We start from the raw sequence: 13,331 nt of genomic DNA, 5'->3' as shown, positions 1-13,331 counted from the left end.
GCCGGCGGACGCCACCCGTCGTCATGCCAACATGGGTTGCGTAACGCGCAAGTCTTGCCGCATCGGTTCATCGGATTAAGAACGTCCGGATGCCATCCCCCCTTCGCAGCGCGCTCTACATGCCCGCCTCCAACGCCCGCGCGATCGCCAAGGCGCGCAGCCTCGCCTGCGACGCGGTGATCCTCGACCTGGAAGACGCGGTGGCGCCCGAGGAGAAGGCCCGCGCCCGCGACCAGGCGGTGGCAGCGGTGCGCGAGGGCGGGTTCGGGCACCGCCGGCTGGTGGTGCGCGTGAACGGCGCGGACACGCCGTGGCATGCCGAGGATCTGGCGGCGCTCGCGAGCGTCGCGCCGGATGCGGTGCTGTTCCCCAAAGTGGCGGATGCGGCGGGACTGCACGCGGCGCGCGCGGCGCTCGGCGATCGCGGCCCCGCGGTGTGGGCGATGATCGAGACCTGTGCCGCGATCCTCGATCTGGGCGCGCTCGCGCGTGCGGCGGCGCCCACCGGCACGAGCGCGCTGGTGTTCGGCGGCAACGACCTCGCCAAGGAGATGCGCTGCACGCCCGGCGCCGCCCGCACGCCGCTGCTGCCCGCGCTGACGCTCACCATATGCGCGGCGCGCGCCGGCAACATGATCGCGCTGGACGGCGTGTCCAACGCGATCGACGATGCCGAGGCGCTGGCGGTCGAATGCGCGCAAGGAGCGGCGATGGGGTTCGACGGCAAGACGCTGATCCACCCGGCACAGATCGCCGCCGCCAACGCGGCCTTCGCGCCCGACGCCGCGACGCTCGAATGGGCCCGCGCGGTGATCGCCGCCTTTGCCGATCCCGCCGCCGACGGGCGCGGCGCGATCCGGCTGGGCAGCGCGATGGTGGAGCGGCTGCACCTGGCCGAGGCCGAACGCCTCGTCGCGATCGCCGGATCGTCTGCCCCTGTCCGGAGTTTGGGAACGGGACTGCCCTTCGCTACGCGCCCTGCCAGCCACGATCCGGAATGACGATGACCGAAGCGCCTCTCGCCACCATGCCCGATGCGGATTCCTATCGGGCGATGTTCATGACGATCGACACCGGCGTCTGCATCGTCGAAGTCCTGTTCGCGGACGATCGCGCGACCGATTACCGGTTCATCGACGTCAACCCCGCCTTCGAACGCGCGACCGGGCTCGTGGACGCGGTGGGCCGCACGGCGAGCGAACTCGTTCCCGATCTCGAACGGCGCTGGTTCGACGTCTATGGATCCGTCGCGCGGACGGGCAAGCCCGCCCGGTTCGAGGATCGGGTGGCGGCACTCGACCGATGGTTCGACGTGCAGGCGTTTCGCGTGGGCGAGCCGGGGCAGAACCGGATCGCGATCGTGTTCGACGACATCTCCGAACGCCGCCGCAGCGAGCAGGCGCTGCGCGACAGCCAGGAGCAGCTGAACCAGGCGCTGTCGGCCGGAAACGGGGTCGGCACTTGGATCTGGTATGTGGCGAGCGACCGGGTGACGTCGGACGCACGCTTCGCCGCGCTCTACGGCGTCGATCCCGAACGTGCCGCCGCGGGCGCGCCGATCAGCGAATTCTTCGCCGGCATCCATCCGGGCGACCGGCCCCGCGTCCAGGCGTCAGTCGATCGCGCGCTGACGACGGGCGCGCTCTTCCGCGAGGAATACCGGCTCGTTCAGGCGGATGGCTCGATCCGCTGGGCCGCCGCCGAGGGGCGGTGCTCGTTCAACCCGGACGGCAGCCCGCTGCATTTCCCCGGCGTCAGCTTCGACATCACGCACCGCAAGGCCGCCGATGCGCGCCAAGCGACCTTGCTCGACCTCAGCGACCGCATCCGCGACCTGACCGATCCGACCGAGATCGCCTATGTCTCGTGCGAAGTGCTGGGCCGCACGCTCGACGTGAGCCGCACCGGTTATGGCGTGATCGACAAGGTGGCGGAGACGATCACGATCGATCGCGACTGGAACGCGCCGGGCGTGAGCACGATCGCCGGCGTGCTGCATTTCCGCGATTACGGCACCTATATCGACGATCTGAAGGGCGGAACGACCGTCGTGGTGCCCGATGCCGAACAGGATCCGCGCACACGCGACACCGCCGCCGCGCTGAAGCGGATCGCCGCGCAATCCTTCGTCAACATGCCGCTTCTCGAACAGGGCCGCTTCGTGGCGCTGATCTACGCCAACCATGCCTCCCCACGCGTCTGGACCGAGGACGATCTGCTGCTGATCCGCGAAGTGGCCGAGCGCGTGCGCGTCGCCACCGAACGCGTCCGTTCGGAGGCGGGGCTGCGCGAGAGCGAAGAGCAGTTCCGCGTGTTCGCGCAAGCCGTGCCCAACCAGATCTGGGCGGCGCATGCCGATGGCCATCTCTATTGGTTCAACGAGCAGGTCTATGCCTATGGCGGCTGGGAACCGGGTTCGCTCGACGGGCCCGAGGCATGGCCCGCGGTGATCCATCCCGACGATCTCGCCCGCGCCGCGCAGGCATGGACCCGGTCGCTCGACACCGGCGCCATCTACGAAGCCGAATTCCGGATCCGCAGCGTCGCCGGCGAATATCGCTGGTTCCTAGTCCGCGCCGAGCCGGTGCGCGGCGCCGATGGCGCGATCACCCGCTGGGTGGGCACCAACACCGATATCGACGACGCCAAGCGCCAGGCCGCGCGGCTGGCCGAGCTGAACGACACGCTGGAAGAGCAAGTCGCGGCGCGCACGCACGACCTGATGAAGGCGGAAGAGGCGCTGCGCCAGAGCCAGAAGATGGAGGCCGTCGGCCAGCTGACCGGTGGCCTGGCGCATGATTTCAACAATCTGCTCACCGGCATCTCGGGCAGCCTCGAGATGATGAGCGTGCGGATGGCGCAAGGGCGGCTGAGCGACGTCGAGCGCTATTCGCTCGCCGCGCAGGGCGCCGCCAAGCGCGCCGCCGCGCTCACCCACCGGCTGCTCGCCTTTTCGCGGCGGCAGACGCTCGACCCGCGCCCGACCGACGTGAACCGCCTCGTGGCGGGCCTGGAGGAGCTGGTGCGCCGGACGGTCGGCCCGTCGGTCGAGCTTGAGGTGGTGGCCGCGGGCGGCCTGTGGCCGACTTTGGTCGATCCCAACCAGCTCGAGAACGCGCTACTCAATCTGTGCATCAACGCGCGCGACGCAATGCCCGATGGCGGCCGGCTGACGATCGAGACGGGCAATCGCTGGCTGGACGAGCGCGCGGCGCGCGAACGCGATCTGCCGCCGGGCCAATATGTGTCGCTGTGCGTCTCGGACACCGGCACCGGGATGACGCCCGACGTCATTGGCAAGGCGTTCGATCCGTTCTTCACGACCAAGCCGATCGGCGTCGGCACCGGGCTCGGCCTGTCGATGATCTACGGCTTCGCGCGCCAGTCGGGCGGGCAGGTGCGGATCTATTCCGAGGTGGGCGACGGTGCGCTGATCTGCATCTACCTGCCGCGCCACCTGGGCCCTGCCGAGGAACCCGAAGATCCCGCCGAACTCGCCGATGCCCCGCGCGCCGTCGCGGGGCAGACGGTGCTGGTGGTGGACGACGAACCAACGGTGCGGATGCTGGTGGTCGAGGTGCTCGAGGAGCTGGGCTATGCCGCGATCGAGGCGGGCGACGGCGCCGCTGGCCTCAAGATCCTGGAATCAGACGTGCGGATCGATCTGCTCGTCACCGATGTCGGCCTGCCCGGCGGCATGAACGGCCGCCAGATGGCCGATGCCGCGCGCGTCCATCGCCCCCGGCTGAAGATCCTGTTCATCACCGGCTATGCCGAGAATGCGGTGGTCGGCAACGGGCATCTCGATGCGGGGATGCACGTGATGACCAAGCCGTTCGCGATGGAAGCGCTGGCGGCGCGGATCAAGGCGCTGATCGACGCGGGCGGGTAGCGGACCGCGTCAGAGGCGCCGCGCCAGCCAGATCCGGTGGCGCGCGCCCCTTGCGCCGCGCGCGCGGACGTCGTGCTCGTCGACCGTAAATCCCGCATCGCCCAGCCGCGCCGTGAAGCGCCGATCGGGCGCCGCGGACCAGATCGCGAGCGCACCGCCCGGCCGCAGCGCCGTGCGCGCGCGTGCGAGCGCGGCGGCGCCATAAAGGCGATCATTGCCGGGGCGGCTCAGCCCATCCGGGCCATTGTCGACGTCCAGCAGGATCGCGTCCCACCCGCCCTGCCCGATCGCGTCGCCGACATCGCCTTCGAACACGTCGACGCGCGGATCGTCGAGGCTGCCCGCGAAGATCCCGGCCATGGGCCCGCGCGCCCATGCGATGACGGCGGGCACCAGCTCGGCCACCGTGACGGCGGCATCGGGGGCGAGCATCGCCAGCGCCGCCCGCAGCGTGAAGCCCATGCCAAGGCCGCCGATCAGCACCCGCGCGTCCGGGCCGAGCGCGGCGCAGCCTAGCGTCGCGAGTGCCTCTTCGGACCCGCTCAACCGGCTGTTCATCAATTCGTTGCCGCCGAGCATGATCGAATATTCGTCGCCGCGGCGATAGAGCCGCAGCTCGCCGCCGCCCGGCACCGCCGCGCTGTCGAGCAGGACGCGCGGGATCATCGCCGCGTCGCCGTCACGTCCGCCGCGCTCCAGCCCCCGCCCAGCGCCTGATAGAGCGCCACATAGGCGTCGAGACGGTCGGCGGTCGCCTGCACCAGCGCGAGCTGGGCCGAGAGCAGGCCGCGCTGCGCGTCGAGCTGGTCGATATAGCCCGAATAGCCGGCGCGGTAGCGGTTGGAGGCGTTGCGCAGCGCCGCCGCAAGCGCATCGCGCTGGCCGGTCAGGGCGACTGCCTGCTGGCCCGACCGCTGCACGCCCGCGAGCGCATCGTCCACGTCGCGAAAGGCCGCAATCGCGGCGCGGCGATAGGCGAACGCCGCCTGGTCGCGCGCGGCCGCGCTCGCATCCGCCTGCGCGCGGCGGCGACCGCCGTCGAAGACGGGCGCGAGCACGCTGCCGCCCAGCGAGAACACGCCGATCGGATTGGCGAGGATCGTCGAGAACAGCACGCCGACCGATCCGGTCAGCGACACGTCCGGCAGCAGCGCGGCGCGCGCGGCATCCAGGCTGCGATCGGCGGCGACCAGATTCTGCTCCGCCTGATAGAGATCGGGGCGGCGGCGCAGCAGATCGGCGGGCAGGCCGTCCGGCACCGGCGGGGGTTGCAGCCGGTCGAGCGGCAACCCCCGCGGGATCGGGCCGGGAACGCTGCCGATCAGCAGGTTCAGCGAATCCTCCGCGCGCGTGATCGCGAGCTGCGCCTGCGGCACGAGCTGCTCGGTGGCGTGATATTCGCCCTCCGCCTGCCGCAGCTCGAGATTGGAGGTATAGCCCGTCTCCGCGCGGCGGCGCGCGATCCGCAGCGCTTCGCCCCGCGCCGCCAGCGTCTGCCGGGCGACCTCCAGCCGCAGGTCGAGCGCGCGCAGCCCGATATAGCCAGTCGCCACCGCACTCGCGACCGCCAGCCGCACCGCGTCGCGCGCGCCGACGCTGGCGAGCGCCTGCGCGCGGGCCGCAGCACTCGACGCGCGGAGGCGGCCGAAGAGATCGAGATCGTACGACACGCTCACTTCGGGCGAGACGCCGAACGCGGTATAGGGGTTGGCGAAGGCGTCGAGCGTCCGCGCCTCCGATGTCGGCACGCCGAGGCTCGTCTCTGGCGTGCGCTGGGCGCGAGCGACGCGGGCGGTGGCGCGCGCCTGTTCTATGCGCGCGACGGCGATCGCCAGATCGTCGTTGTCGGCAAGCGCGCGGTCGACGAGCCCGGTCAGCACGGGATCGCCGAACGCCTGCCACCAATCGGCGCGGATCGGCTGGCCGGGCCCGAGCGCGGTGCGCCAGGCGGGCGGCGGCACGACGGCGGCGGCGCCCGGCGGCGACGTCCGCGGCCCGGCACAGGCGGCGAGCGTCGCGGCGAGCGCCAGCAGGCCCGTCGCCCGCATAGCGGATCGTTGGCGGAACGGAGCCGCGATCGTCACCGCACCCGCGGCCCGTCCGTCGTATCGACATCGGCCTGCACCGACATGCCCGGCCGCAGCCGGGCACGCAGCGGCTGACCCGGATCGACGCGGATCCGCACCGCGATGCGTTGCGGCACCTTGGTGAAATTGCCGGTCGCGTTGTCGGCCTTCAGCACCGCGAATTCGGAACCCGCGGCGGGCGAGATGCGCTCGATCCGGCCGGTCAGCCGCGCATTGGCGAGCGCGTCGACGGTGAAGGATACGGGCTGGCCGATCGTCATCCGCGCGGTCTGCGCCTCCTTGAAGTTCGCGATCACCCAGGTGTCGGGCGGGACCAGGAACATGAGCTGCGATCCCGCGGTGACATATTGGCCGACGCGCACCCCCACCTCGCTCAGCCGGCCGCCTTCGGGCGCGCGGATCACGGTATTGGCCAGATCGATCCGCGCGAGCTGGCGCGCCGCCTCCGCGCCCGACACGCCCGCCTGCTGCCCGCCGCGCCCCACGATCACGGTGCGGATATCGGCGCGCGCGATGTCGCGCGCGGCTTTCGCCTGCTGCACCTGCGCCTGCGCCTGGCGGAGCGCGGCGAGCGTCTGGTCGCGTTCGCGCAAGGATACGGAGCCGTCGGTGACGAGATCGTTCACCCGGTTCATATCGGCCTGCGCGCGCAGCAATTGCGCGCCGGCATTGGCGACCGCGGCATTCTGGACGGCGAGGCTGGCGGCGCGCGAGGCCGCAGACTGGCGGCTGTTCGCCAAGGTCGCCGCCTGCGCATCGACCTGTGCCTGCGCCTGATCGACGCGCTGGCGATAGATCCGGTCGTCGATCGTGACGAGCGGCTGGCCGGCGGCGACGGTGTCGAAATCATGCACCAGCACGCGCGTCACATAGCCGCTCACCTGCGGGCTGATGACGGTGGTGCGCCCGCGGACATAGGCGTTGTCGGTCGATTGCCGCGCGCCCGAAAAGGGCGGCAGCCGCCACGCCGCGAGCACCGCGCCGACCCCGACGATGGCGATCAGCAGGATGACGAGCAGCGACACGCGCCCCGGCCGCGGCGGCGTCCATCCCGTGCCGGCACTGGCGGCCGCGGGCGCGCTCCGTTCGGCGGCGCGTTCCTCGGTGACGGGGGCGCGGGGATCGGTCATGCCGCCACCAGCGCGCGCCGCGCGCGGCGACCCCGTCGCCACAGGATGAACATCAGATAGGCGGTCGTCACCCCCGACAGCGCCGCGACCAGGCGAAACACGTCGTCATAGGCGAGCACATTGGCCTCGCGCGTGACCGTCTGCGACAGGAGCGCGGTGCCCTCCGCGCGCTGCAGCACCGGATCGCCCACCACCCGGCCGACCGCCGCGCCGCCGGCCGCGAGACGCTGGGTCACGATCGGATCGGTCGGGTCGATCGTCTGGACGAGCGCGGCGCTGTTCGCCTTCTCGCGGATCGTCTGATAGGTGCCGAGCGCCGCCGATCCCGCCAGCGTGCCGATGCTGTTCAGGATGCCGAACAGCACGAAGAAGGTGATGACGTGGCCCGCCCCTTCCTTCAGCGCGCGGGTCATTCCGAACAGCAGGGCGGGCCCGATGAAGAAGGTGGCGGAAAAGGCGATCAACCCCTGAGTCACGTACATCTCGGGCGCGCGCGTCAGGCTGGTGGCGTGCGAATCGGCGAAGGCGGCGACCGCGACGAGCCCGATCGCCAGCATGATCGGATGCGTCAGCCGCTCCGGATCGATCGTCACCGCACTCGCCACCACGCCGAGCACCGACGCGACCGAGATGATGGCGAAGAGCACGCCCATCTGGTCGTTGTTCTGGCCCAGCACGTTGAGCAGGCCCACGGCCCCATAGGTCTGTTCGGAGAGCACGATACGCGCCATGAGGGTGACGACCGTGAAGCGCAAGATGTCGGCGCTTCCCAGCCACCGCGTGTTGAGCAGCGGATTGGCGCGACGATGCTCGATCGCGATCGCGGCGAGGAACAGCGGGATCGCCGCCGCCAGCGCCCAACCGATCCATGCCGCCTGCGTCCACCAGACGTAACGCCCCTCGCCCAGCACCGCCGCGACCAGCGCCATCGCCCCCGTGAACAGCGCGAAGGTGACGAAGTCGAGCGGCTCGAACGCGCGGCGCCGCTCGGTGGGCGGCAGGCGCAGCAGGCTGACACCCGCAAGGCACAACAGCGCGAGCCCCAGCTCGAACAGGTACAGCGTGCGCCACTGCGACATGGCGAGCAGGTCGGGCGAGAACAGCCGCGCGATCGGCGTGGCGCATTGCGGGATGCCGATCCCGATCACGATCGCCTTCAGCCGCCACCGCGCGGGCAGCGCCTGCATCATGTAATAGAGCGCTAGGCTGCTGAGCGCCGCCCCCGCCATCCCGCTGGCCGCGCGCACCGCGATCGCGGACGCGAAGCCATGCACCAGCAGATGCGCCGCGGTGAACAGCACGTAGAAGCCGAGGAAGATCATCGCGAACGGCCTGAGGCCATATTGCTGGCGGAATTTGATGAGCAGCAGGTTCATCGACGCGTTGGTCATCACATAGGCGGTCGGCAGCCAGGCGATCTCGGCGGGATCGAGGCCCAGCCCGCCCTGCAGCGTCGGCAGGTTGACCGAGATGAGCGCGGTGCCGAACCCGCCCGTCAGCCCGAGCAGCACGCCCATCGCGCCATAAGCGAGGCGCACCGCCGGCCGGTGCACGGGGTTGGCGGGCGATCCCGGAATGGCGGGCCGCTCGTGCTCGGCGAACTGCCAGTCCTGTTCGCGCAGGATGTTGCGGATCGGCGAGAACATGGCGGTCGTCATAACCGGATCGGCCCGCAAAGCCATGCCTGGTGCTCAGGCGGCGATCGTGTCGTCCGCCACGAGCCAGTCGGTCGCGACCTCGCCATAGCGGTCGACGAAGCCCGTCATCCCCACCAGCGCCGCCTCGTCCACCAGCCGCAGCCGCCGGCCGCTGCGCACGATCATGCCGAGCCGCTCCATCTCGCGCAGCGTGCGGTTGACGTGCACCTTGGTGGTGCCGATCGCATCGCCGATATCGGTCTGGGTGAGCGGCAGGTCGATCGAGTCGACCACGCCGCCTGCGGTCGCGCGAAGCCGGGCGAAGATGTCGAGCAGCAGCATCACCATGCGCTCGAGCGCGGGGCGGCGGCCGACGGCGGTCAGCCGGTCGCCCATCGCGACATTCTCGGCCGACGCCACCGCATAGAGCAACCCGGCGAGCCGCGGGTGCGTGCGGAACAGCAGGCCCAGTTCCGACTTCGGCACCTCGGACACGATGCAGTCGCTGATCGCGGTGATCGTGGCCGAGGCCTGCGCCCAGGCGATGCTCGACGTGCCGATCAGATCGCCGGCATAATGGAAGCGGGTGATCTGGCGCGCGCCCGAGACGAGGCGCAGCGACGAATGGAGCCAGCCCTGCTGCACCACGAAGAGCGAGGTGCTGAGCCCGCCCTCGTGCAGCAGCACATGGCCGGGCGCCAGACGCCGTTCGCCCTTTTCGAACAGCGCGAGCGCCTCGCGTTCGTCGGCGGTGAGCGGCAGATAATGCGACAGCCGCTGGACGATGGCGTTCGGCCGGAGGCGGGACATAGGGTCGATCATGGCCCGACGATGCCACGCACGCCCGCTCGCCGCAACGGGGCCGCCGACGTTGGCGAAGGATCGCGCCGCTAAAGTTCGATGACGTTACTTTGATCCGTTCGCCCTGAGCTTGTCGAAGGGCCGGTCTCAATTGCAAAGGCATGCCTGCGGAGCGCGTGCTTCGACAAGCTCAGCACGAACGGATCTCGTGATCGATCACGCGGATGTCATCCCGGTCTAGCCCTCCATCGCCTCGAGCAGATCGAGGATGCGTTCGGCGCGGGCGTCGGGGGCGTCGATGCGCTCGGCGAGCACCCAGCGATCGCCCTTCGCCACCCAGCCCCCGAGCGCATCGCCCTTGTGCCGCGGGGTGAGCGCGATCGCCGCCGGCCCGGCATCGATCCGGTAGATGCCCGCCGCCCGCGCCGCCACGCGGATCCGCGCGAGCAGCACCAGCCGGGCGGCATCGTCGGGGATCGCGCCGAACCGGTCCTCCAGCTCGGCCTCGAACGCATCGACCGCCGCCCCGTCCATCAGCCGCGCGAGCCGGCCATAGAGGGCGAGCCGCACCTCGATCTCGGGGATCCACGCCTCCGACAGCCGCCCGGCGAGCCCCAGATGCAGTTCGGGCGTCCATTCGTCGACCGTCTCGCCGCGCGCGCTGCGCAACGCCTGGCCGAGCAGATGCTGGTACAGGTCGATCCCGATCAGCTTCATGTGCCCGGCCTGCGCCTCGCCCATCAGGTCGCCCGCGCCGCGCAGATCGAGGTCGCGCGCGCTGATGGCGAATCCGGCGCCCAGCCGGTCGAACGCCTGGAGCGTGCGCAGCCGCTTCAGCGTGGCCTCGGCGACCTTCGTGTCGGCATCGGTGGTGAGCAGAACCTGCCCGCGCCGGCCGCTGCGCCCGACGCGCCCGCGCAACTGGTGGAGCTGCGACAGGCCGAAGCGATCGGCATGGTGGACGATCATCGTGTTCGCGCGCGGCACGTCCAGCCCGGCCTCGATGATGTTCGTCGCCAGCAGCACGTCGCCGCCGCTGTCCCCCGTGCCGTTCGCGAAGCCGACCATCGCCTCGTCGATCTCGGCCACGGGCATCTTGCCATGCGCCTGGACGAGCCGGATCTCGGGCACCAGCGCGGCGATCCGCGCGGCTAGCGGCGCCATGTCCGCGATCCGCGGCACCACGACGAAGCTCTGCCCGCCGCGGCCATGTTCGCGCAGCAGCGCGGTGCGGATCGTCTCGGGCACGAAGGGCTGCACCGCGGTGCGGATCGGCTGGCGCCGCGCGGGCGGGGTCGCGATCACCGACATCGCCTGAAGCCCGACCATCGCCGATTGCAGCGTGCGCGGGATCGGCGTGGCGCTGAGCGTCAGCAGATGCCCGGCGCCGAGCGCATGGAGCTTCGCCTTGTCCGCCGCGCCGAAACGCTGTTCCTCGTCGATCACGACGAGCGCCAGGTCGCGATACGCCACGCCCTTGCCCGCCACCGCGCCGGTGCCGATCACGACGCCGATCGATCCGTCCGCCAGGCCGGCCTTCACCCGCGCCTTCTCGGCGGCGCTCGACAGGCGCGACAGGCCGGCGACGCCGATCCCGCTGCCCTCGAAGCGCCGCGCGAAGGTTTCCAGATGCTGGCGCACCAGCACCGTCGTCGGCGCGGCGATCGCGACCTGCCGCCCGGCCAGCGCCACCAGTGCGGCGGCACGTAACGCCACCTCGGTCTTGCCATAGCCGACATCGCCGATCACCAGCCGGTCCATCGGCTTGCCGCTCGCCAGATCGGCGCGGACGGCGGCAATGGCGCGCGCCTGATCGGGCGTCTCGGTGAAGGCGAAGCCCGCCGCGAACCGCTCATAGGCCGAGGGATCGGGCACGATCGGATCCGTGGTGCGCGCGTCGCGCTCGGCCGCCATCGCCGCCAGCCCCTTGGCGCTTTCGGCGATGGCGGCGTCGATCGCGCCGCGCCGCTTGATCCAGGTATGGCCGTCGAGCGCGTCGAGCGTCACCGCATCGGCATCCGCGCCATAGCGCCAGATCCGGTCCGCTTCCGCGACCGGCACGAGCCGTTTGCCGTCCTTGGCATAGCCCAAGACGATCGCGTCGCCCTCGGCTTCGGTGAATTCCAGCCCCTCTACGGTGCCGATGCCGAACGTTTCGTGGACGATTACGTCGCCGACATGGAGTTCGGCGGCGGCGGCGAAGACCGCGGCGCCGGCGGCGGGCGCCATCTCGTCGCCCCGCGCGCGGCCGCCGAGCAGGTCGCCGCCCGCGACGACGGTGAGCCCCGCGATCGCGAAGCCGCGATCGACCGGCGCGACCAACGTCATCGCGGTGCCCGCCGGTGCGGCCTGCGCCTCCCGAAGGCTGGCGACGGGCGTGAAACCGCCGGCCGCCTTCAGCCGCGAGCCCAGGAAGCGGAGGTCGCGCGGCGATCCCGCCAGCAGCAACCGGCCGTCCGCCAGCGCCTCCTTGGCGAAGCGCGCGAACGCCCGCAGCGGATCGCGGCGCTCGACGAAGCGCGGCACCGCGTCCGCCGCCACTGGCTCGATCCGCGCGCGCCCGCCCAGCGCCGCGCGCCACGCCAACTCGTCCACCAGCCCGGACGCCGCACCCGCGATCCGCAGGAACCGCGCGCGGCGCGCATCGCCGTCCGCATCGATGCCGAACGCGGCGCCGGGCAGATGATCCAGCAGCGCCACCCCGGCCTCGACCGCGGGCTCGCTCGCGCGGCCGATCTCCACCGCGTCGCGCGGCGCCTCGCTGCGCTGGGTGACGGGATCATAATCGCGGATCGCGGTCACGCGTCCGTCGGCCACCTCGATCCGAACCGGCATCGGGTGATCGGCGGGAAAGATGTCGACCACCTCGCCGCGCACCACGACCTCGCCCGGATCGTCCACCCGGTCGTCGGCCACATAGCCGAGGCCGGATGCGAGTTCGGCGAACTGGTCGAGATCGAGCGCGTCGCCCACCGCGAAACGCGGCGGCGCGGTGTCGAACGCGGCCGGCACGGCATAGCGGATCGCGGTCGCCTCGGCGGTGGTGACGAGCGCCGCGGGCGCGCGGTCCGCCACCGCCAGCTCGGTGCGCAACCGACGGAGCGCCGCAACGCGACGCCCGACATTGGCGGGCGAGGGCGGCGCGGCATCGCCCGGCAGCGCGTCGCTCGAGGGCACATGAACAACCGTGCGTTCGGGCGCGAAGGCCGCGAGCGCGGCGGCGATGGCTTCGGCGCGCTGCTCGTCGGCGGCGGCGAACATGATGTCGCCGGCTTCGCCCGCCAGGCGCGCCGCGATCACCGCCACGGGCACCATCTCCACCGTTCCGCCGTCGCCCGCTGCCGCCATCGTCATCTCCCCACACCGGCCTCATCCCGGAAAGTCAGGGAATTGGAGGGGCATAACGTGGCGTGCTTCACGCGCGTTCCCGGCCGGAGGCGAATAGGCGATGCCGGACCGTGCCGTCATCGATCGGCAGCGGTCGCGCTCGGTACGGGCCGTTACGCGCCTGAAAAGACCGCGCCGGGATCGGAACCGTCCTGGGTCCGTAACGGTTTGATCGGACGGTGTGAGCAACGAGGCATGGGATTATGGGCAAGGGATGTCTGCTGTGGTTGTTGGGCGTGCCGATCCCGGTCATCATCGTCCTGTGGCTGATATTCCGCTAAGGTCCGACGCACGCGCCGTCGCAAGACAAGGGGCAATCGCGTGCCCCAGTTGCGGCGAGATCCAGACCGTCCCCATCCTTCGCCCCGGCGAGGATGCGCGCTGCCGGCGATGCCGC

8 protein-coding genes are annotated in these 13,331 nt (G+C 71.3%); 2 read left to right on the top strand and 6 right to left on the bottom strand.

Features of this window, described 5'->3' with window-relative positions; all coding sequences use genetic code 11:
- Positions 1 to 89: 89 nt before the first annotated feature.
- Entirely contained in the window at positions 90 to 1,001 is a 912-nt protein-coding gene (locus L8H00_RS09615) for a CoA ester lyase (RefSeq protein WP_242097094.1), read from the top strand.
- 2 nt (positions 1,002 to 1,003) lie between these two features.
- Positions 1,004 to 3,892: a PAS domain-containing protein gene (locus L8H00_RS09610; protein ID WP_242097093.1), complete on the top strand. Its 2,889-nt coding sequence runs from the start codon at positions 1,004 to 1,006 to the stop codon at positions 3,890 to 3,892.
- Positions 3,893 to 3,901: 9 nt separating this feature from the next.
- On the opposite strand, the gene L8H00_RS09605 is transcribed toward L8H00_RS09610, so the two are convergent.
- From L8H00_RS09605 to L8H00_RS09580, 6 genes are all read right to left on the bottom strand, one after another.
- On the bottom strand, positions 3,902 to 4,558 hold the full coding sequence (locus L8H00_RS09605; RefSeq protein WP_242097092.1) for a hypothetical protein: 657 nt from the start codon (positions 4,556 to 4,558) through the stop codon (positions 3,902 to 3,904).
- Entirely contained in the window at positions 4,555 to 5,940 is a 1,386-nt protein-coding gene (locus L8H00_RS09600; RefSeq protein WP_242097091.1) for an efflux transporter outer membrane subunit, read from the bottom strand. The genes L8H00_RS09605 and L8H00_RS09600 overlap by 4 nt, the downstream gene beginning before the upstream one ends.
- A gap of 32 nt (positions 5,941 to 5,972) precedes the next feature.
- Positions 5,973 to 7,109 (bottom strand): HlyD family secretion protein, encoded by a 1,137-nt coding sequence (locus L8H00_RS09595; protein WP_242097090.1) that lies wholly within the window; start codon positions 7,107 to 7,109, stop codon positions 5,973 to 5,975.
- Positions 7,106 to 8,767: an MFS transporter gene (locus L8H00_RS09590; protein WP_242097089.1), complete on the bottom strand. Its 1,662-nt coding sequence runs from the start codon at positions 8,765 to 8,767 to the stop codon at positions 7,106 to 7,108. The genes L8H00_RS09595 and L8H00_RS09590 overlap by 4 nt, the downstream gene beginning before the upstream one ends.
- 33 nt (positions 8,768 to 8,800) lie before the next feature.
- Complete coding sequence (locus L8H00_RS09585; RefSeq protein ID WP_242097088.1) at positions 8,801 to 9,556, bottom strand: Crp/Fnr family transcriptional regulator; 756 nt, start codon at positions 9,554 to 9,556, stop codon at positions 8,801 to 8,803.
- Between the two features lie 228 nt (positions 9,557 to 9,784).
- On the bottom strand, positions 9,785 to 12,895 hold the full coding sequence (locus L8H00_RS09580) for a TRCF domain-containing protein (protein WP_242097087.1): 3,111 nt from the start codon (positions 12,893 to 12,895) through the stop codon (positions 9,785 to 9,787).
- Positions 12,896 to 13,331: the final 436 nt, after the last annotated feature.

Origin of the sequence: Sphingomonas sp. CROZ-RG-20F-R02-07 (genome assembly GCF_022662335.1) — a bacterium.
Taxonomy (GTDB): domain Bacteria; phylum Pseudomonadota; class Alphaproteobacteria; order Sphingomonadales; family Sphingomonadaceae; genus Sphingomonas.
Note: the sequence above shows the minus strand (reverse complement) of the source record. Positions and strands in the feature narration are given on the sequence as shown.

Excerpts from the sequence above, each read along its gene's own strand:
- L8H00_RS09615 (WP_242097094.1), top strand. The coding sequence starts at position 90 with ATGCCATCCCCCCTTCGCAGCGCGCTCTACATGCCCGCCTCCAACGCC.
- L8H00_RS09610 (WP_242097093.1), top strand. The coding sequence starts at position 1,004 with ATGACCGAAGCGCCTCTCGCCACCATGCCCGATGCGGATTCCTATCGG.
- L8H00_RS09605 (WP_242097092.1), bottom strand. The coding sequence starts at position 4,558 with ATGATCCCGCGCGTCCTGCTCGACAGCGCGGCGGTGCCGGGCGGCGGC.
- L8H00_RS09600 (WP_242097091.1), bottom strand. The coding sequence starts at position 5,940 with ATGCGGGCGACGGGCCTGCTGGCGCTCGCCGCGACGCTCGCCGCCTGT.
- L8H00_RS09595 (WP_242097090.1), bottom strand. The coding sequence starts at position 7,109 with ATGACCGATCCCCGCGCCCCCGTCACCGAGGAACGCGCCGCCGAACGG.
- L8H00_RS09590 (WP_242097089.1), bottom strand. The coding sequence starts at position 8,767 with ATGACGACCGCCATGTTCTCGCCGATCCGCAACATCCTGCGCGAACAG.
- L8H00_RS09585 (WP_242097088.1), bottom strand. The coding sequence starts at position 9,556 with ATGTCCCGCCTCCGGCCGAACGCCATCGTCCAGCGGCTGTCGCATTAT.
- L8H00_RS09580 (WP_242097087.1), bottom strand. The coding sequence starts at position 12,895 with ATGGCGGCAGCGGGCGACGGCGGAACGGTGGAGATGGTGCCCGTGGCG.